Below are 19,688 nucleotides of genomic sequence, written 5' to 3'. Positions count from 1 at the left end.
TCAGTTGCCCAGGGTGGTGGCGCGCCCGGCGATACCGGACACCTCGACCGTCGCCGGCGCCTGCGCCGAGGCCTGTGCCTGCAGGGCGAACTGCGTCATCCGCGTCCACGCATCCCGGTCACGCTGGCTGGCCTGGCGGCCGACGTGGGTGACCACGTCGACGTCGGTGGCCTGTGCTCGCAGGTAGCCGGCGCGCGCGTGCTCCTTCGGGATGTGCCGGAAGGGGTCGAATGAGTATGCGTCCATGGCGTTTTGATGGGTGATCTTGTCGATGACGGCGTCGTCCAGGTGGCCCATGGTGGCGACGATGTCCTCGGGGGCGAAAGGCCAGTTGCTGTCCGAGTGCGGGAAGTCGGACTCCCAGCACAGCATGTCCTCGTTGAACCAATTCATGTTCTGCACACCGACTTTGTCGCTGATGAAGCAGGTGTAGAAGTGGCGCTTGAACACGTCGGTCGGCCCGTCGTATCCGGGTGGGAAGGACGCCAGCGTCCAGCCCGAGTGCCGGTTGTAGACGTGCTCGGCCCGCCAGAGGAAGTACGGGATCCAGCCGACGTCGCCCTCGGTCAGCGAGAACTTCAGCTGCGGGAAGTCCGCCCAGAACTGTGCCCAGATCAGCTCGGTGAAGGTGAACATGCTCATCATCGACGAGGCGGTCATCTGCACGCTGGGCGGGGCGTCCGTGGACACCTGCGGCGAGCGCGACGCGGAGCCCACGTGGGTGCACAGCACCGTGTTGCTTTCGCAGACGGCCTCGAACAGCGGGTACCAGTACTTGGTGTGAATGCTAGGCATTTGCAACGCCTCTGGGTTCTCCGAGAACGTGACGGCGTGACAGCCCTTGTCCGCGAGCCGTTTGACCTCCTTGGCGGCCTCGGCCACGTCGAACAGCGGCAGGATGCCGCACGGGATGAATCGGCCCGGGTACGCCCCGCACCATTCGTCGACGTGCCATTCGTTGTACGCCCTGATCATCACCAGGTTCGTCTCGCGGTCGGGACCCTGGTTGAGGACCTGGCCGGAGAAGCCGGTGAAGTTCGGGAAGTTCAACCCGGCCAGCTGGCCACCGGCGTTCATGTCGCGCACCCGCTCGTCGACGTTGAAGCAGCCCGGGCGCATCTCGTCGTAGCGTGAGGCGTCGATGTTGTACATCTCGCGCGGCTTCCCCGCGACGGCGTTCAGTCCCATGTTGCGTCCGCGGATCTCGCCGTAGTACCACTGCTGGATGCCGTCGGGCTCGACGACCACGCGTGGGGCGCGGTCCTTGTAGGCGGCGGGGACGTGGGCGTCGAACATGTCGGCCGGCTCGGCGATGTGATCGTCCACGCTGATCAGGATCAGGTCGTCCTTGTTCATCCCGCGCTCCTCGATCGATAGCCAGTGACTAGTAGACAATGGTGTGCGTCACAGTGTCAACCGGCGCCCTCGGCCGCTGGCGGGGCGAAATGAGCGCTTAATCCCCTATGCAGCAACGCCGCAGCCCCGTACGTCACGGACGGCGGCGCCATCGCAGCCGGCGTGTATAAGAGGACTATTAGTTCGCTTTTGCGTCGCGGCCGCAGACGCCCGGGGCGGGACGGCGCGATGCCAAGAAGCGTCGCGTGCCACCATGGGTCATGACCGGGCCCGGAAGGTGACGGAAGTTGAGCACCAATAAAGCTGCGCGTCCGACCACCGCCGACGTGGCCCGGCTGGCCAGCGTGTCGACCGCCACGGTCAGCTATGTGCTCAACAACGCACGGGGCCGGCGCATCTCTGCGGAAACCCGCGACGCGGTGTACCGCGCGGCCAAACTGCTCGGCTACCGGCCCAACCTCGCCGCTCGCAACCTCGCGCGCGGCAAAAGCGGGGTGGTGCTCTACGTGGTGCCGCACGTCGCCGTCGGCGAGATGCCGATGCAGGCCGGCAGCCGGATGACGACCGCACTGGCCCGCGAGGGTTTTCTGCAGGTGCAGGTCTTCGAGACCGACGACGACCAGCACGTGGTCGACGCGATCGAGAATCTGGATCCCGTCGCCGTCACCAGCCTGTTCCCGCTGAGCGCGGCCGCGCGGCAGGCGGTGACGACCGCGGGCATCCCCCATATCGAGATCGGCACACTGCCCGCGCTCAAAGACCCGCACCTGTCCGTCGGCGAGATGCGGGTCGAGCACCTGATCGAGCGGGGCCATCGCCGAATCGCGTTCGCCTACACCGGGATTGCCCGATGGCGTCCGTTGGGCGACTACTGGTTCGAGGGTGTCTCGCGGGCCGCCCAACTGCGCGGCCTCCCCGACGTGCGCGTCGACGAGGTGACCCTGGACAACGCCGCCGACGTGGTCACCGGCTGGGTGGGCGACGGAGTGACCGCGGTGTGTGCGCAGAGCGACGAGATCGCCTGCCTGGTCCTGTACGGCATTCATCAAGCGCGGCTGCGCTGTCCGGGTGACCTGGCGGTGATGGGCGTCGACGCCAGCCCGATGGGCATGGTGAGCACGCCGCCGTTGACCACCGTGCAATTCGATCCCTGCGCGGTCGCCGACGCAGCGCTTGCCGCGGTTTTCGAACGGCTGGGCCACCCCGCCCCACCGTCGCCCGAGCTGACCGACATCGCCCACCTGGTGGTGCGATCGTCGACCTAGGCGGGCTCGTACCGCAGCAGCGTGACCTCGTGGTCCGAATAGTCGCAGAACACCGGCTTCACCCGCATCCCGACCTTCAGGCGGCCCGGGTCGACGTTGACCATCTCGGTGGAAAACCTTGGGCCCTCGTCCCATTCGACGATGGCGAGCAGCTGCGGGACGGCGTCGGCGAAATGCGGACTGACCGGCCGGTGGGCCACCGTGTAGGAGTACAGGGTTCCCATCCCAGAGATCTCGCGCCATTCCAGGTCGTCGGCCAGGGTGCGCGGCGCACGCACCCGCGGGTAGAACACGTAGGCCTGCAGCGACGGCGAGTACTGGATGACGATGCGATGCTGTGCCAGGGCATCCCAAAACGGTGCGCTGGTCGGCGTTTTCACGGGCATCGGCCGCTCGAAGGTGGCCATCCTCAGTCTCCCTCCAGGATGAGCGTCGTCTGCTCGGACAGGATGCCGCCGTTGCCGGACACGAAGGCCCGGTTGCAGTCGGCGATCTGGGCGGCGCCCGCGCGGCCCATGATCTGACGGGTGGCGTCGCAGACATGGTGCATCCCGCCGGCCAAACCCGCCTGGCCGAAGCCCAATTGGCCGCCGGCCGTGTTCAGGGGGAAGTCGCCGCGGAAGGTCAGGTCGTGGTTGGCGACGAAGTCCATGCCCTTGCCCTTCTCGCAGAAGCCGGCGTCCTCCAGCGAGAGCAGCACGGTGATGGTGTAGCAGTCATAGATCGAGACCATGTCCATCTGGTCACGGCTCAGGTCGGTCATGGCGAATGCCGTGTCGGCCGCGGCCGCAATCGGGGTGTTCAGCAGATCTTCGGCGTACGTCGGGGTCTTGAACGGCACGTGTTCGCCGAATCCCTTGATCCACACCGGACGATTGCGCGCCCGTTTGGCCACATCCGCGCTGGCGACGACGACCGCCGCGCCCCCGACGCAGGGCATGACGATCTCCAGCATGTGCAGCGGGTCGGCGATCACCGGGCTGGCCAGCACGTCGTCGACGGTCAGCGGCTTGTCCTTCCAGATCGCGCCGTCGGTGTGGTTGGCGTTGACCCGGGTGTCGACGACGAGCTTGGCCATGGCCCGCTCGTCGTAGCCGTACACCGCCGCGTAGCGCTGGGCCACTTGGCCGTAGGGGCCGTTCTGGCCGAGGTTTCCGTACGGGATCTCGAATTCGGCCTGCGGAGAACCGTATTGATTGCTCGATGAGCCGAAGTACAGCGCATCGCCGTAGGCCTTGGGCTTTTGCGGCGACATCGGGGTGATGTAGCGGGCGGGCAACGCACACAGCACCGCGTCGCAGATGCCGAGTTCGACGGCGGCGGCGGCCCGCCACACCATGGCCGCCGCGCTGGCCCCGCCGAGGTCGACGTGCTCGGCGAATCTCGCTCCCACGCCGAGGTATTCGGCGATCGTGGAGGGCACGAAGATCTCCGATTCGGCCAGGTGTGACGCGACGATCCCGTCGACGACCTCGAAGGGCAGGCCCGCATCGCCCAGCGCGGCGGCGCCGAGTTCCGCCCACTGTTCGATGACGAACGGCGCGGGTGTCGCCTTGCTCATGCGTTCCGGCGGAAGTTCGACGTATCCGACGATCGCGGCTTCTCCGCGTAATCCCATGCTGTGTCCTTATTTTCGGGGTAGACCGAGAATCATCTGCGCGATGATGTTGAGCTGGATCTCCCTGGTCCCCCCGCCGATCAGCTCGGCCGGCAGATGCAGGTAGGGTTCCACGACCGCGGCGTCGGGGTCGTCGACCATGGCGACCTGCCCGGTCAACTGCAGCGTGGCCTGGAAGGTCCGGCGCAGGAGCACGTTCATCGCGACCTTGGCGATGCTGGACGCCGGGCCCGACGCCTGCCCGTCGAGCAGCCGAATGGTTTCCCGTACCCCGAGCGCCCTGATGGCGTTGGTGTAGGCGTCGAGTTCGCCGAGCTCGCGCAGGGCGTCGTCACGGTCGGGGCCCGGCCGGGCGGCGAGCCGGCGCAGCGCGATGGCCCGGTCGAACTTGACGTATCCGCTGATCGCGGAACGCTCTTCGGCCATCGTGGCGATCGCGAGGTTCCAGCCGTCGGTAGGACCGCCCAGCAGCATCTCGTCGGGGACGAAGACGTCGTTGAGGAACACCTCGTTGAAGTGTGCCTGCCCGGTGGCCGTCTTGATCGGCTGGATTTCGATGCCGGGCGATCGCATGTCGAGGATGAAGTAACCGATGCCGCGGTGCTTGCTGGCTTCGGGGTCGGTGCGGGCCAGCAGCGCCCCCAGGTCCGCGTACTGCGCCAACGACGTCCAGATCTTGTGGCCGCTGATCCGCCAGCCGCCGTCGACCTTGGTCGCCCGGGTGGTCAGCGACGCGAGGTCGGAGCCGGCGCCCGGCTCGCTGAACAGCTGGCACCAATGAATCTCACCGCGTTGGGTGGGCGGAATGATCTTCTCCTGCAGCTCTTTTGGTGCTGCGGCCATCACCGAGGGCAGGATCCACTCGGCGATGTTCAGCGACGGGCGAACCAGCCCGGGCCGCTTGGCGAACTCCTCATCGATGATGAGCTGTTTCAACGGATCCGCCCCGACCCCCCAGGGTGCCGGCCAGTGCGGCGCCATGAGGCCGGCGTCGGCGATCAACGTGCGTTGCGGCCCGGAGGCCTGGTCCGCGTAATCGCCGTGCGGTGCGGGTTTGTCGTTGCGCAACTGCAGGGCCGCATCCAGCGTCTCGGCGACCCAGGTACGAAATTCCGATTCCGCGTCGCCGAGATTCACCGACATGTCGCGCGTCTGCGTGCAGGCGAGCTCGCCCAGCCGCCGCGCCCAGCGATTCGCCGGCCCTATCGATCCCGCGAGGCTGATCGCCCGCCGCCAGTACAGGTGCACGTCGTGTTCCCAGGTGAACCCGATGGCCCCGAGCATCGTCAGGGCGTCGAGCACCAGGTCCGGGATCGGCGAGACCGCGATGGTGGCCGCCCCGGCCGCCGCGAGGCGGTGCTGGTCGAGCGATTCGTCGACGGCGCGGACCGCGTCCCAGGTCGCCGCGGTGGCCAGCTCGCTGTTGATCAACAGCATGGCGGCGTTGTGTTGCAACGCCTGAAAGGTTCCGATCACCTTGCCGAACTGTTCGCGGATGCGTAGGTGCGCGGTGACCGCCTCGACGCACCACTGCGTGATACCGGCCATCGTGCTGGCCACCAGACCCACGGCGACGCACCGCGCGCGCTCGGGCTCGATGCCGCTGAGGACCTCCGGCTCGGCCGCGCGGTAGCCGTCGAGGCGCAGGATCCCGGCGTCGGCGACGAGGTCGGTGCCGGACACGGGTTCAACTGTGGCCGCAGCGTTTTCGGGGTCCACCAGCAGCCAGGCGACCTCGCCGTCGTCGCTGTGGGCGCCGACCAGGATGGTGCGCGCCGCACATACTCCCTGGGTGACCTGCGAGGCGCCGGTGACCAGCCACCGACCGCCGTCGAGGCGCGCAGAGAGATCCGCGTCGGGAAGCACGATCGCCGCCGTGGCGCCGGACGCCAGGTCGCGCAGGAAGGACTCCGCTGCCGGTGTCGGCTCGGCGAGCAGCGCGACGGCCCCGGCGGTCACCGTCGGCAGCAGCGGCCCGGGCAGCAGCGACTTGCCCGCCGATTCCAGGACGCACGCCGCGTCGATCGGCCCTCCGCCCTGGCCACCGAGGTCCTCGGGCAGATGCACGGCGTGAAAACCGTTGGCGACCAGGGCATCCCACCAGGCCGGTATGCGCCCGGCGGCGAGGTCGTCGAAGCCCTCCCGCGTCGTGGCGATGGGAGCATGGCGGGCGGCGAACTGCGCGACGGCGTCGCTGAGTTCCTGCTGCTCCGGACTCAGTCCCAGGGTCACGAGGACGGCCGAGAGATAACTGGCATGAGCCGCACGAACTGCTATCCTTTCGCCTCCGATGGCGGCGACCCGCTGCGCCCGGCCGTCGCCGCGCCTGCGATCGCCGCAGATCTGATGGCGGCGACCCGCTGCGCCCGGCTTCCGCCGCGCTTGCGATCGCCGCGTACAAGACGGACCGTCTCGTCTTGTGGAAGACTACCGGCGCGGGTCAGGATATGTAAAGCGCGCCCGATCCCCCCGGCGAGCGGCTTTCGATTATGAGTTCACGGAAGCGAGGACCAGCAGATGCCAACCGATCTGAGCGAGACGGCCTCGCCGAGGCGACGCAGCGAGAAGTCCCGCACGGCGATCGTCACCGCGACGCGCGAACTGCTGCTCGAGCGCGGATTCGACGGGCTGACCATCGAGGCCGTCGCGGCGCGCGCCGGGGTCGGCAAGCAAACGATCTACCGGTGGTGGCCGACCCGCCCCGCGCTGGTCGCCGATGTGATGCTCGAAGACGCGGACAAGCTGCTGGCGTCGGTCAACCACACCGGCAACCTCGGCGCCGATCTGGTCGGTTGGGTGGGCAAGCTGTTCGCCAGCCTGACGACCCCGCGGGGTTCGGCCATGCTGCGAACGCTGACCGTCGCCTGCATGGAACACGAGGACACCGCCGTCAAATTGCGCGCCGGATTCAGTGCGCCGCTGCACGACAGCGTGCGGGCCCGGCTGCTGGCCGACGGCATCAGCGAGGCCACCGCCGAATCGGCGGCCGACGCCATCGTCGGCGGGGTGGTGTACCCGATCCTGTCGGGTGCGCAGCCCTACTCGCGCCGGCGAGCCGAACGGACCACCCGGCTGATCGTGGCGGCCCTCGCCGGAGGCTGAGCGGTTCAGCCGACCGTGAGCGCGGCCAGGCCCCGGCCCACCCGGTCGGGCAACGAGCCGCCGTGGGTCAGCCAGTCGTCGAGCGCGATGCGCACCGCCGCCATCGCCAGCGCGCCGATCAGTCGCGGGCGTGGGTCCTGCGCGGTCAGGCCGGGCATCCGCGGTGCGATGAGTTCGGCGATCGCCTGCTCGTAGCGCACATAGATATGCAGAGTCCACGCGTCCAACGTCTCGGATGACCTTGTCAGCGTGGCCAACTCACGGATCTGCGGCTCGATCTCGGCGGAGCCGCGGCCGAGTGCCCCGAACGCGCCGATCACCGCCTCGATGGCGGTCAGCTGCGGCGGCTGGGCGGCCAGCGCCGCGGTGATCCGGTCCAGCCAGTGGGCGTTCATGCCCTCGGCGACGGCGTCTTCCTTGGAGTTGAAATAGCGGAAGAACGACGCCCGGCCGATATCGGCGGCGTCGGCGATGCGCTCCACGGTGGCCCCGGCCAGTCCGCGGCTCGCGACCAGCTGGGCCGCGGCCGTGGCGATGCGCTGACGCGTCGCCGCCCGCTTGCGCTGTGCCAGCGACGGAGTCGCGGATGTTGCACCAGACATGTCCCCGCCCTTTTGTTGCGAATCGACACAAAACCGTAAGACATAGTCTTAGCATGAGACGATGTCTCAAACCCGCGAAGCGTCCGATCAGACCGCCCCGCAGGCACGCGCCTGGTGGCAGCGCTTCCAGCAGATGCTCGGCGACGTCACCAAGATCATCACCGAAGACGCCGAGTCGGAGCGGGAACTGGCCGAGGGTCTGCGGATGGTCGCCCGGGTGTCGTCACTGTGTGCGCAGATGACGGTCGAGGCCGATCCCGACCGTCCGTCCTTCTTCGATATGTGTTCGGAGAACAGGATGGTCGGTGGGCCCAACCCCGACGGCAACTACTACCTGGCGATGATTCGCGGCGACCGCCGCTACCGGGTCACGGGGACCCGCGGCACCACCGCGTACCTGGGATTGCAGATCCTGGCCGGCACCGGAATCACGCCGCGGCGAATGGCGGGCTACGTCAGCGACAGCGATCTGGTGCTGGGCTCGGGCGAATTCGCGCTGGTGCTCTCGGCCGACGAACCGTCCGATCTGGCCGGCGCCCAATGGGTGCAGATCCCCGACGACGCCTCGTCCGTGGTCGTCCGCGAATACATCGGCGACCGGGCGAGCGAGGAACTGGCCGCCCTGCGCATCGAGGCACTGGACCCCGGCCCCCTGACGACGCTGACCGACGACGCGCTTGCCGACCAGTTCACCGCGATGGCATGGTCTTTGATGAAGCTGGCGACGCTGCACCGCACCATCAAGCCCGAACTCCTGCAGAGTCCGAACACCTTGTTGACCGCCCAAGCCGCCGATCTGGGTGAGGCCGACACCACGCCGGACAACCTGTACATGATGGGGACCTTTCGGCTGGAACCCGGCCAGGCCCTCGTTCTCGACATCGCGCCACCCGACACCCGGTACTGGAACGTGACGCTGGAAACCATCTGGCACGAGTGCCTGGAGCCGCGTCGCCGGCACAGCTCGGTGACGAACCGCGGCGTCCAGCCCGATGCCGACGGGCGGGTGCGTATCGCAATCTCCGCGCAGGACTTCGGGTTTGGCCATTGGCTCGACACCGGCGGGCGGCATCGTGGCTTCGTCGTCCTGCGCTGGCTGGACAATCCGAGCCCACCCGAGGTCACCGTGTCGCTGCGCGAAGCCCAGGAGCGGAAATGACCTTGCAGGACCGATTCGCTCCCGAACGGCTGATCGCCGCCGCGTGTGAGGAAGTCGGCAGCGACGACTTCGGCGACGAGGGCTGGCGGCCGGGGCTGCACCGGGTCACCGACGGGCTGATCAACGATGCGCGGCTATCCGATATCGGCATCGAGATCGCCCACCTCGACCTCATGCGGGCGTTGAAGAACCGGCTCGGCGTAATCGCTTGGCGCAAACAACATCCCGAGATCGCCGCGGAAGAGATCAAGGCGCCCATCTTTATCGTCGGCCAGCCGCGCACCGGCACCACGATCCTGTACGACCTGCTCGCCCAGGACCCCGCGCTGCGTGCACCCCTGACCTGGGAGGTCGACGAGCCCTGCCCGGTGCCGCAGCCGCAGACTTACCACACCGATCCGCGGATCGCCCAGACCCAGGCCGGCATCGACCTGTCCGAGCAGATCATGCCCGGCTTTCTGGCCTTTCATCCGATGGGCGCGCTGGTCGGCCAGGAGTGCGTGCGCATCACCGCGGCCGAGTTCGTCAGCATGATCTTCTCGGTGCAGTATCGGCTGCCGAGCTACTACCGGTGGCTGATGTATGAGGCCGACCACGCGGGCGCCTATCGCTTCCACCGAATCTTCCTGCAGCACTTGCAGTCTGGTGTTCCCGGGCAGTGGTTGTTGAAATCGCCGGCGCACCTGTGGCAGCTGGATGCGCTGCTGGCCGAATATCCCGACGCGCTGATCGTGCAGACCCACCGCGATCCGCTCAACGTCATCTCGTCGATCGCCGCACTGACCCACCACCTGCGCCGGATGTGCAGCGAAGAATCCCGCATCACCGAATGCGCGGCCCAGTCCTACGAGGAGATCGTCGTCGGCCTGGAGCGCGAGATGGCCCTGCGGGACGGCCGCGCGGTGCCCGCGGGCCGGGTGGTCGACGTGCAATTCGCCGATTTCATGAAGGATCCGTGGACCACGATCAAAGACATCTACGAGCGGTTGGACCGCGAGCTGCTGCCCGACGCCGAGCAGAAGATGCGCGACTTCCTGGCGTCCCATCCCTCGGATGGCGGGCGCGGCCGGTACACCTGGTCGGATACCGGGCTGGACGCCGTCGAGGTACGCGAACGGGTGAGCGCCTACCAGGACCGCTACGGGGTACCGACCGAACAGCTGCGCTGACGTCGGTCGCGTCGAACCCCGCTGCGGCGCTTGGTGTCTGCGAGCGGGGTAGGCTCGCCGGGAGGCGACGGGAGCGGCGATGGACGATTGCCTGAAGCTCACCACCTATTTGGCCGAGCGCAGGCGGACCGGGGACAGCTTCGTCTCCGATGTCCTGCTCGGCCTGTACGCACAGCACCGCGTCGCGTGCGGCGTGCTGCTGCGCGGCATCGGCGGGTTCGGCACCGGTCACTATCTGCGCACCGACGAGTCCCTGACGTTGTCGGAGGACCCGCCGGTGGCGATCATCGCGGTCGACACGCGAGCGAAGATCGAGGCGCTGTTCGACCCGGTGCTGTCCGTCAAGCAGCGCGGTCTGGTCACGCTGGAGCGCGCTCGGCTGCTTCACGAGCACATCGGGACGCCGCAGCTGCCCGAGGATCTGCGCGACGCGGTCAAGCTGACGATCTACGTCGGGCGCAAGCAACGCGTCGACGGCTCACCCGCCTACATCGCCCTGTGCGATCTGATGCACCGGCGCGGCCTCGCCGGTGCCACGGTGCTGCTCGGGGTGGACGGTGTCGCGCACGGAGAACGCCAGCGCGCCAACTTCTTTGGGCGCAACGCCGACGTCCCGATGATGATCGTCGTCGTCGGATCCGGTGAGCGGATCGGTGGGGTGCTCCCGGAATTGGGCGAGCTGCTGCGCAGGCCCCTGTTCACCCTCGAGCGGGTGCGGGTGTGCAAACGCGACGGTCAGTTCCTGGAGCGGCCACACCCCCTGCCCGGTGTCGACGAGCGCGGGCTGCCGCTGTTCCAGCAGCTGACGATCTACACCTCCGAGTCGGCACACCACGGCGGTGTGCCGATTCACCGCGCGATCGCCCAGCGGCTACGCCAGGCCAAGGCCGCCGACGGCGCGACGGTGCTGCGCGGCGTCTGGGGTTTTCACGGCGACCACCCGCCCCACGGCGACGGTTTGTTCTCGCTGACCCGTCGCGTGCCCGTCGTCACCATCGTGATCGACACCCCGGCCAACATCGCCCAATCCTTCGCCGTCATCGACGAATTGACCCAAGACGAGGGCCTGGTGACCAGCGAGATGGTGCCGGCGTTGGTGTCCGACGACGGCGACGGGGAGGCCGGGCCGCCACGCATGGCCCAGCACCGCTACTAGCTCAGCCGGCGACCGAGGCGTCGTAGATCGACTGGATCGCCTTGTCCAGGGTGGCGTTGAACTGCTCGTCGGACTGGTCGACGGTCAGCCCCTCGGTCAGCGCCCGGCTGAAGCTGGCGATCAACCCCGTGTTCTTCGCCAGCAGGTCGTTGGCCTCCTCGCGGGAGTAGCCGCCGGACAGGGCGACCACCCGCATCACCTTCGGGTGCTCGATGAGGGGGCGATAGAAGTTGACCTCGGTGGGCAGGCTCAGCTTGAGCATGACGCGCCGGCCCTCGGGCACGGCGTCGAGCTGCTTGGTGATCTCGTCGCGCAGAATGCCCTCGGCCTTTGCCTTGTCCGAGATCGAGATGGTGACCTCGGGCTCGATGATGGGGACCAGGCCGTGCGAGAGCACCTGGTGGCCCAACTCGAACTGCTGGGCGACCACGGCCGCGATGCCCTTGGGGTTGGCGCCGCCGATCACCGACCGCTCCTTGGTACCGAAGACACCGAGGCCGGCGGCCCGGTCCAGCAGCTCGTCGAGGCCCGGGATCGGCTTCATCAGCTGGACGTCATCGGACGCGTCCGCCAGACCCTTGTCGATCTTGAGGATCGGCACCACGCCCTTGGTCTCCCACAGATAGGTGGTCGACGGCTTGCCCGCGATCTCGCGGTCCATGGTCTGCTCGAACAGGATCGCCGCCAGGACGCGGTCGCCGGTGAACGCCGGGGACGTGATGATCCGCGAGCGCATCTGGTGAATGAGGTCGAACATCTCCTTCTCGGAGGAGTACGCGTTGTCCTCGATGCCGTAGAGGCGCAGCGCCTTGGGCGTCGAACCGCCGCTCTGGTCGAGGGCGGCGATGAATCCCTTGCCCGACGTCATCCGTTCCGCTTGCTGCTGGTTCGACATTGAACTCTCTCCCAGTTTCCTCATGGCCCTCACGGGCACCGCACGCCCGGCCCATGCCCGCGCGCTCAAGTCTGAATCGTGCCGATCATATTCGGCCACTTCGAGCCCGAGCAGGCAGGTCGCCGACTGCGATTTTGGTCTCAGCCCCGGTCCGGCTGCCCGGCGCCGGCCCTGCTGCGCCACAGCGCCATGCGGTCCAGCAGCCGGTCACGCAGGACGAGCGTGTGGAAGAGTACCGCCGTCATATGGGCGGTAAACGCCAGGAAGAGCAGCAGCGCGAAGGCGTTGTGGCACTCCCGGAGCACCGCGAAAACGTCGATGTTGCGCGGCGCGATGCCGGGCAGCGCCAGCGGCCCGAACAGGGTGATCGGGAACCGCGCCGCCGACAGCATGGCCCACCCCGTCAGGGGCTGCACCAGCAGCAGGCCGTAGAGCAGGTACTCCGACCACGTCGCGACGCGGCGTTCGGCCTTGCTCATGGTGGCCAGGAAAGCCGGCGGCCGGTGCGTGAGCCGGTTCGCCAGCCGGACCAGGGCGAAGGCGAGGATCAGCAGGCCCAGCGGCCGATGGATGGCCAGCAACAGCGGGTAGTAGCTCAGCGCGGCGACCATGGTCACGCCGATCAGCAGCTGCGCGATGACCATCGGCGCCATCAGCCAGTGCAGAACGCGCGACGGCAGGGTGAACCGCGCCGCGACGGGCCCCGGCGTCATTGCAGCACCGCGTCGACGTTGACCGCGCTGGCCGTTTTGGGCTCCTCCGCGCGGCGGGTGAATGAACGGGCGTACACGGCCGACCGCGCCGCCAGCAGCGGGTCGTCGGAGGCCGCGATGCCGTCGGGCAGCACCAAAGGATCGAAGTTGATGTCGCGCGCGTTGCCGGCCTCCTCGGTCTGGACCGCGGAGATGGTGATCGTGCCGGCGTCGATCGCCCGGCGCCCAGCCGGCCAGGGTTTGGTGGCGTCGTGGGTCGGATCGCCCGGCTCGCCGACGGTCAGCACCAGCCGCCAGCTCAGCGGCGCGTGTGCGAGCGTGCGGATGACGGCGTCGAACAAGTAATCCTTGGCCGGCGGCGGCGCCGTGACGTCGGGGCCCTGCTGCGGGATCGCCGACCAGCGCACCGGCACCGTCGCACCGGCGCCGTTGGTGAACCGGAAGGCGTTCAGCCCGTGGAAGGTGCTGTCGGCGAAACCGGTGCTCGGCGGCGCCTGCTTGATGAGGCGCATGGCCGCGGCGGTCTCGGGATGGCGTTGCAGGAACGCCGCCATCTGCTGCGGGTCGGGCTTGCCCGTGGACGGCACCGGCTTGGATGCGAGCAACCGGTCGTAGAACCCCTGGGGCGTGCTGTCCGGGAAGACCGGGATGTTGATCATCGCGGTGCGCCACTGCCGGCCGTCGGGCCCGTCGAACAACAGCCCCAGTCCGCGCACGGTGTCCAGCTTGTCGGGCTGGTCCGGCAGCCCACCGGACAGCGAGAACCGGCCCATCAACGGGACGCTGCCGCGCCGGAAGACCGCGGCCCGGCAAATCGCCGCGGCCGCCCCGCTGCTGACGAACGTTCCGGTCGCGCTCAGGCCCTTGGCGTGGTTTCGCCGGAAGCCGTCATGGCGGCCGTAGACGTGCTCGAAGCGATCCGTGAACCGGGGCGGGGTCAGCGCGCCGGGGCGCAACCAGCCGCCGGCATAGGCGAAGCCGCCCACGTCGACGGCGGCGACTCCGGCGACCGCCCCCATGCCCAGTAGCGCCCGTCGCCGATTCAGCGCGCCGAATTGCGACGGCGGCGGCGCGGGCTCCGCGGGGTCGTCGGGCCGCTCGTCACCGTGTTGTCCAACGCCGCGATCACCGGGTTCCACGGCCCACCCTCCTTCGCGTTTGCGCAGGCCACGCCATGCGGGCTGAGAACGAAACCGCTGGAGGCAATTCACGCACGGGCCAAAACCCCGTGCAACTTCTGCGCCGGCCGTCATGCACGTCAGGACCACGTCGCGGCGCCCGAAAACGTTCAGCGTTTTGAGCGTGCTACGCCGCGTGTCCTACCATTGGCTAAACACTTGTATCTGTATCTGCATTCAGTAGCGCAGATCGACGGGGTGCGTCTCCCCCGTAGGCAAGCGTGTTCCCGAGGGTTGAATCAACAGCCTCCGGTATGGCAGTTGCTGTTTTCGAAGCTAGCTGTGTCCCACCCGGGACCGAATGTGAGTGATAGACCATGGGCGAACAATCCGGCGACTTCGTCGATCCGACCGCTTTTGAAGTGGGCAAACACCAGGTAGATCAGGCGGTCGTGCTGACCGTCTCCGGCGAGGTCGACATGCTCAGCTCGCCGCTGCTGGCGGATGCCATTCAGACCGCGCTGGCCACCAAGCCCGCGGCGCTGATCGTTGACCTGTCCAAGGTCGGTTTCCTGGCCTCGGCCGGGATGACCGTGCTGGTGACCGCGCAGGCGGAGATCGAGCCGCCGACGCAGTTCGCCGTGGTCGCCAACGGCTCGGCCACCAGCCGGCCGATCAAACTCATGGGAATCGACAGCGTGCTCTCGCTCTACAGCACCCTCGACGGTGCGCTGAGCGGCCTCGCTGGTGAGTGAGCCTCGACGGGGTGAGGACGCGACTGAAGACGATGGGACACCCTGATCCGCCGCAGAACGTGTCGAACATCGACGATCGATCCCGCTTCGTGCGGACCCGGGTGGCCGCCGACGCGCGCAGCGCTGCGCGGGCCCGCGCCGAGTTCGGGGTGTGGCTCGAACGGTATTTCTCGCTTGACGACGACCGCTTCAACGACCTGCTGCTGGCCGTGAACGAGGCGATCGCCAACGCCGCGGAATTCGCCTACGTCGACTCCGCGGAGCGCGGGACGGTCGACGTGCGAGCGGCCTACGACGGCGACTCGGACACGCTGGCGGTGATCGTCGACGACCGCGGCCGGTGGCGGCAGAAGAAGCCGGTCCAGTACCGGCAGCAGATGCGCGGCCGCGGCATCCCGCTGATGGAGGCCCTGGCCGACGACGTCGCCATCGACCGCACGGCGCAGGGCACCCGCGTCACGCTGACCTGGAGCGGCCTGGCGGGTCCGGGCTGTAGCGCCTGATCAGCCCGACTGCGCCAGCACCTGCTGGATGCGTTCCTCGCGCGGCAGCACCGGCCCGTCGTCCAGGGATTCGTCGATCCCGAGTTCGGTGAGCCCGGCGCCGGTCAGCAGCGCGGTGCCGTAGGCCGCCAGCACCAGTTTTTGATCGTCGCTGTGGCCGTCCTCGACCAGCATCGCGCCGATGAGGCAGATGACGGCCATTTTGAAAGCATTGAGCGCCCGATACCAGGGCCGGTTCGTGACCGCGATGCCGCTAACCGACTCGTAGTGCGCGAGCAGGTCATCGATGGGCAGCGCCGCGGGGTGGCTGTTGATCCCGACCGGCTGCATCCACAGCATCTCCAGCCAGCCGACGTCGGTGAGCGGGTCACCGACCGTCGTCATCTCCCAATCGAAGACGGCGCTGACCACGCCGCCGCTGAACGCGAAGTTGCCCGGTTTCGCGTCGCCGTGCACCAGCGTGACCCTCGGGCACGGCGCCGGCCTGCGGGCGACCAATTCCCGGTGCAGCCGTTCCAGGGCGGGCAGGCGACCGCGCTTGACCCGGTTCATCTCGTCGGCCCAGTGCCGGAGTTCGCGGTCGAGGTGGTTGGTGCCGTCGTCGAGGGCGTCCAGCCCGGTGCGGCCGAGGTCGACGGTGTGGATCGCGGCCAGCTGTTCGACCAGGCTCCGACACATCCGCGCCACCGCGTCGTCCGCGACGCCGGCCGGCGGTTCCATTTCGTAGACGTCGCCGGCGACCCGCTCCATCACGAAGAACGGCCTGCCGAGGACGTCGCCGGTCGGCTCGAGCCACAGCGCCCGCGGGGCGCGCACCGGCGTATCGGCCAGGGCGCGCAGGATCGTGAACTGGCGCGCGAGGTCGTAGGGCTCCAGCAGCGCGGGCGGTCGGGGCGCAGCCTCAACACGACGTCTCGGCGATCGTCGCGGCCGCCGCTCCGGGTGACGACTCCCAGTGTCATCATCTCGGCCGAGTGCCCAAAGCTCACCCGATCGATGCCGTCGAGGCGGACGTCGTCCGCGCCCGGCAGCTGCGTGCGCAACCAGCCGCTCAGCCGTTGTTCCAGCCCGGCGCCCAGCGTCATCGGCCACCCCCGTCGGCGTCCGCGGGCAGCCGATCGACCGGCGTCTTGTCCTGGGTGAAGGCGGACATGTCCATCGCGGTCCAGTTGGGGTAGCGGCGATAGCCCTGCCCGCCGAGCAGCAATTCGAAGATGCCCCAACCGGTGTCGCCGTCGCGCTCGAACCGCATCAGCTGGTCGACGGCCATCGATTTGCCCTCGGTCTCGGCGAGCTGCTCGGGATCGCAACTGTCCCAGGCGAAATGGATGAAGTACTCGCCGCCACCCAGGTCCTCGTATTGGCAGTGCGCCATCGGCAGGCCGTAGTAGGCGTTGACCTCCAGATGCGGCGCCTCGGCGATCACCCGATGGGCGCGGCCGTCCTCGTCGGTGAAGACGAGGACGGCGCGGGTGGGCCGCTTGCGGTCGCCGTCGAATTCGACCTCGTGCTCGATCTTGACGAATCGTTTCGACAGGGTGCCGTCGGCGTGCGTGATGCCGCCGTCGACGTAATTGACCGTGCCGTCGGACGATTCGATGATCCAGGCCTCGATGGCGTGGTCACCGAAGCCGGCGTCGAGCCACAACCAGAAGTCGATCTTGTCGGAGATCCGCACCCCGAAGGTGCGGTCGCGGCCGCCGTGGAAGCCGTCGACGCTGATGCGCTCCCCGTCGATCTGCACCCATCCGCTCCACCGGCCCGGCTCTTTCATGTGGTACATGTCGGCGAGCAATTCGCCGTCGTTTCCATGCACTTTCATCGGCAGCAACTCCCACATCGGCGCGGTGGGCTCGTAATAGAGCTCCCACTCGATTCCGGAGTTGTTGGGCTCGATGTCCAGTCGCCACTTCTTCAGCGGCTCGACGCAGGTCCAGCGCATCGGCCCCGCGGCCAGGTCACCGCGGTCGCCGCCGCTGACCGGGCGCCCGGACAACAGATCCCAGTGCCGGCCGTCGGCGAGGCTGACCTTCACGTAACCCAGCCCGCTGCCGGTGTTCGGGTTATTGCCGTAGCCGCTGGCCAGCAGCATGGTGCCGTCCGGTGAGGCGGCGAAGAAGTAGCACCGGTCCGACCACGTCGGGTCGGTGTCGTGCACCTGGTCGAACGTCGTCGGAAGCTGGTGGGTAAAAGATTCGTCCGCGGCGGAGTAACCCATCGTTCGGCCTTTCTTCGTGGCAAAGCTCTTGTGCTGCAATGCGATTCAATGCTGACGCCGGACGCGCCGGAATCCGTTCGCATCAGATAGCAAAGCAGCACAACGCATCCCGTAACATCGCCGCCATGGAACCGAGCCGGCGGTGGGGCGACGACCGCGCGATCCTCGACGACGAGGAGGCCCGCAACCGCATCCTGGACGCCGCGGGCCGCTGCATCGTCCGGCGCGGTAACACCCAGTTCCGGATGGGCGAGGTGGCCGACGAGGCGGGGGTGTCCCGGTCGACGGTGTACCGGTATTTCCCCGCCCGCGACGATGTCCTGCTGGGCCTGATGCTGGCGCGTGTGGACACCGCGATCTCCGAGTTGGTACGCAACCTGCCCGCCCCCGACGACCCCGTTCGCTCGCTGCCCGAGATGGTGCTCGCCCGGGTGGAGTCGGTGGACGGCAACGCGCTGAACGAAGCGTTGTTCGCCGCCGAGAGCACCGCGGTGGCCTCGGCGCTCGAGAAGGGCTCCGAACCCATCGTGGAGCTGCTGCTGCGGCATTACGGGCCGCTGCTGAACCGGTGGAAGGCGGCGGGGTTGCTCTACCCCGACGTCGATTTCCGGTCGATCGTCCAGTGGCTGCACACCGCGACCCTGTTTTTACTGGCTCCGTCGTGGCGATATCGCCCCGCCGCGGACAAACGAGAATTCGTCGCGCAGTTCGTGGTGAGGGCCCTGGTGCCACAGATCAGACAATAATCGTATATTGTCTGATGTCCAGACGTTCAGTTGGTTTTGTCCGACGCCACCGGTGTTAAAGCGCAGCACCTCGGCCGGCTGGCAAATCAGGATGGATGGACATGAAAAACCCTGTGGGACAAGCGTTCTCTGTCCTCGGCCTGGCCGCTCACCTGGGCCGCGGCGTGGGCCGGGTGGCCACCGACGCGGTGGTGGGCGGCCGGTTCGGCTTACCGCGGACGGTCGACGACATCGACCCGGCGGTCCTATCCCGCGTCATGGGAACCACCGTTCGCTCAATCCGCGTCCTGAGCAGGGACGCGGGCACCTCCTCGCGCGGCCGGCTGGTCCTGACCGGCAAGGACGTCCCCGAATCGGTGTTCGTCAAGGTCGCGGCGCAGACCGCCGCCACCCGGCTGATGGGCGAGCTCGGCCGCCTCGGCCAGACCGAGGTGCGGTTCTATCGTGAGCTCGCGCCGCAGGTCATCGGTGTCCCGTACTGCTACGGCGCGGCGTTCGACGCCGCGACCGGCCGATACCTGCTGGTCCTGGAGGACCTCCCGGCGGAGTCGTGCGAGTTCCCGGACACCCTGCACCCGCTGTCGGCCGACCAGGCCAGCCTGATCATCGAGCTGCTGGCCGATCTGCACGCCACCTTCTGGGGCCGCCTGCCGCGCGACGGACGCGGTCCGATGGGCTGGCTCTACACCCCGTCCGGCGACGTCACGTCGCTGCTGACCGGTTCGCTGATGCACGCCTCGATCAAGCGGCTCGCCGAGCGCACGACGCTGCCCGTCGACGCCGGCGGGTTCATCGCCGACAACTACCGCGCCGTCGCCGCAGTCATCGACACTCCCCCGCACACCGTCATGCATGGCGACGCCCACCCGGGGAACATGTACTTCCACGGCGGCAAGGCCGGTCTGCTGGACTGGCAGGCGGTGCGCAGGGGACACCCCTCGCGCGAGCTGGCGTACACGCTGATCACCAGCCTGACCCCCGAGGACCGCCGGGCCAATCAGCGCGAACTGCTCGACGACTACCGGCGGGCGCTGGCCGCGGCCGGGGCCCGGAGTTGGATCGCGACGACCTGTGGCTGCGGTTCCGCCAGGGCGCGCTGTACGCCTACGTCGCCCCGCTGATCACCACCGGCATGGGCGGAATGCAGGTCGAAGACATCGCGATGGAGGGGCTGCGCCGCGGCGTCGCGGCGCTCGACGATCTGGAAACCGTCGCCGCCCTGAAGAGCTCCCTGTAGGCCCCGCCCCAATTCCGCTGAGGCTATTGCCTTCGCCGCGCCACGAGTTACGCTACCTACCGTAGCGAAATGCTGC

The 19,688-nt window shown here is 68.2% G+C and carries 17 protein-coding genes and 2 pseudogenes; 9 read left to right on the top strand and 10 right to left on the bottom strand.

From position 1 onward, the window contains the following. Complete coding sequence (locus B9D87_RS19530; protein ID WP_007769653.1) at positions 1-1,356, bottom strand: amidohydrolase family protein; 1,356 nt, start codon at positions 1,354-1,356, stop codon at positions 1-3. Between the two features lie 287 nt (positions 1,357-1,643). Here B9D87_RS19530 and B9D87_RS19525 point away from each other — a divergent pair, with 287 nt between their 5' ends. Beyond that, a complete protein-coding gene (locus B9D87_RS19525; protein ID WP_007769655.1) occupies positions 1,644-2,621 on the top strand; it encodes a LacI family DNA-binding transcriptional regulator in 978 nt (325 codons plus the stop codon). Here the strand turns inward: B9D87_RS19525 and B9D87_RS19520 are convergent. From B9D87_RS19520 to B9D87_RS19510, 3 genes are read right to left on the bottom strand one after another with little or no spacing between them, the layout of a single operon-like run. Further along, positions 2,618-3,028, bottom strand: a complete 411-nt coding sequence (locus B9D87_RS19520; RefSeq protein ID WP_007769657.1) for a Zn-ribbon domain-containing OB-fold protein — start codon at positions 3,026-3,028, stop codon at positions 2,618-2,620. The genes B9D87_RS19525 and B9D87_RS19520 overlap by 4 nt on opposite strands. A gap of 2 nt (positions 3,029-3,030) precedes the next feature. After that, a complete protein-coding gene (locus B9D87_RS19515; protein ID WP_007769659.1) occupies positions 3,031-4,239 on the bottom strand; it encodes a thiolase family protein in 1,209 nt (402 codons plus the stop codon). A 9-nt stretch (positions 4,240-4,248) separates the two neighbouring features. After that, on the bottom strand, positions 4,249-6,471 hold the full coding sequence (locus B9D87_RS19510) for an acyl-CoA dehydrogenase family protein (protein ID WP_007769660.1): 2,223 nt from the start codon (positions 6,469-6,471) through the stop codon (positions 4,249-4,251). Positions 6,472-6,756: 285 nt separating this feature from the next. On the opposite strand from B9D87_RS19510, the gene B9D87_RS19505 reads away from it, so the two are divergent. Continuing rightward, on the top strand, positions 6,757-7,341 hold the full coding sequence (locus B9D87_RS19505; protein WP_007769664.1) for a TetR/AcrR family transcriptional regulator: 585 nt from the start codon (positions 6,757-6,759) through the stop codon (positions 7,339-7,341). A gap of 5 nt (positions 7,342-7,346) precedes the next feature. Here the strand turns inward: B9D87_RS19505 and B9D87_RS19500 are convergent, their stop codons facing one another. After that, positions 7,347-7,943, bottom strand: coding sequence for a TetR/AcrR family transcriptional regulator (locus tag B9D87_RS19500; protein WP_007769666.1), 597 nt, complete (start codon positions 7,941-7,943; stop codon positions 7,347-7,349). A 61-nt stretch (positions 7,944-8,004) separates the two neighbouring features. Here B9D87_RS19500 and B9D87_RS19495 point away from each other — a divergent pair, with 61 nt between their 5' ends. The 3 genes from B9D87_RS19495 to B9D87_RS19485 all read left to right on the top strand — a co-directional run bounded on the left by B9D87_RS19495 (position 8,005) and on the right by B9D87_RS19485 (position 11,427). Beyond that, positions 8,005-9,102, top strand: coding sequence for a DUF1214 domain-containing protein (locus tag B9D87_RS19495; RefSeq protein WP_007769669.1), 1,098 nt, complete (start codon positions 8,005-8,007; stop codon positions 9,100-9,102). Beyond that, on the top strand, positions 9,099-10,271 hold the full coding sequence (locus B9D87_RS19490; protein ID WP_007769670.1) for a sulfotransferase family protein: 1,173 nt from the start codon (positions 9,099-9,101) through the stop codon (positions 10,269-10,271). The genes B9D87_RS19495 and B9D87_RS19490 overlap by 4 nt, the downstream gene beginning before the upstream one ends. A 79-nt stretch (positions 10,272-10,350) precedes the next feature. Continuing rightward, positions 10,351-11,427, top strand: coding sequence for a DUF190 domain-containing protein (locus B9D87_RS19485; RefSeq protein ID WP_007769671.1), 1,077 nt, complete (start codon positions 10,351-10,353; stop codon positions 11,425-11,427). A gap of 1 nt (position 11,428) precedes the next feature. Here the strand turns inward: B9D87_RS19485 and B9D87_RS19480 are convergent, their stop codons facing one another. From B9D87_RS19480 to B9D87_RS19470, 3 genes are all read right to left on the bottom strand, one after another. After that, a complete protein-coding gene (locus tag B9D87_RS19480; RefSeq protein ID WP_007769672.1) occupies positions 11,429-12,322 on the bottom strand; it encodes a fructose bisphosphate aldolase in 894 nt (297 codons plus the stop codon). Positions 12,323-12,462: 140 nt separating this feature from the next. Next, entirely contained in the window at positions 12,463-13,035 is a 573-nt protein-coding gene (locus B9D87_RS19475) for a cytochrome b (RefSeq protein ID WP_007769673.1), read from the bottom strand. Next, positions 13,032-14,174, bottom strand: coding sequence for a catalase family peroxidase (locus tag B9D87_RS19470; RefSeq protein WP_007769676.1), 1,143 nt, complete (start codon positions 14,172-14,174; stop codon positions 13,032-13,034). The genes B9D87_RS19475 and B9D87_RS19470 overlap by 4 nt, the downstream gene beginning before the upstream one ends. Positions 14,175-14,530: 356 nt before the next feature. Here B9D87_RS19470 and B9D87_RS19465 point away from each other — a divergent pair, with 356 nt between their 5' ends. Next, on the top strand, positions 14,531-14,908 hold the full coding sequence (locus B9D87_RS19465) for an STAS domain-containing protein (RefSeq protein ID WP_007769678.1): 378 nt from the start codon (positions 14,531-14,533) through the stop codon (positions 14,906-14,908). A gap of 59 nt (positions 14,909-14,967) precedes the next feature. After that, positions 14,968-15,411 (top strand): ATP-binding protein, encoded by a 444-nt coding sequence (locus B9D87_RS19460; protein WP_052002428.1) that lies wholly within the window; start codon positions 14,968-14,970, stop codon positions 15,409-15,411. On the opposite strand, the pseudogene B9D87_RS19455 reads toward B9D87_RS19460, so the two are convergent. After that, positions 15,412-16,496, bottom strand: a pseudogene (locus B9D87_RS19455) (phosphotransferase family protein). Then, positions 16,493-17,629: an Rv3169 family protein gene (locus B9D87_RS19450; RefSeq protein ID WP_007769682.1), complete on the bottom strand. Its 1,137-nt coding sequence runs from the start codon at positions 17,627-17,629 to the stop codon at positions 16,493-16,495. Before B9D87_RS19450 ends, B9D87_RS19455 begins: the two are co-directional and overlap by 4 nt. A gap of 125 nt (positions 17,630-17,754) precedes the next feature. Between B9D87_RS19450 and B9D87_RS19445 the strand changes: the two genes are divergently transcribed. Next, positions 17,755-18,375, top strand: coding sequence for a TetR/AcrR family transcriptional regulator (locus B9D87_RS19445; protein ID WP_040629626.1), 621 nt, complete (start codon positions 17,755-17,757; stop codon positions 18,373-18,375). A 101-nt stretch (positions 18,376-18,476) separates the two neighbouring features. Continuing rightward, positions 18,477-19,612 (top strand): annotated as a pseudogene (locus B9D87_RS19440) (phosphotransferase). The last annotated feature ends 76 nt before the right edge of the window (positions 19,613-19,688 follow it).

It is taken from the genome of Mycobacterium colombiense CECT 3035, from assembly GCF_002105755.1.
GTDB classification, from domain to species: domain Bacteria; phylum Actinomycetota; class Actinomycetes; order Mycobacteriales; family Mycobacteriaceae; genus Mycobacterium; species Mycobacterium colombiense.
The sequence above is the reverse complement of the archived record's forward strand: the minus strand, read 5'-3'. Positions and strand labels throughout refer to the sequence as shown.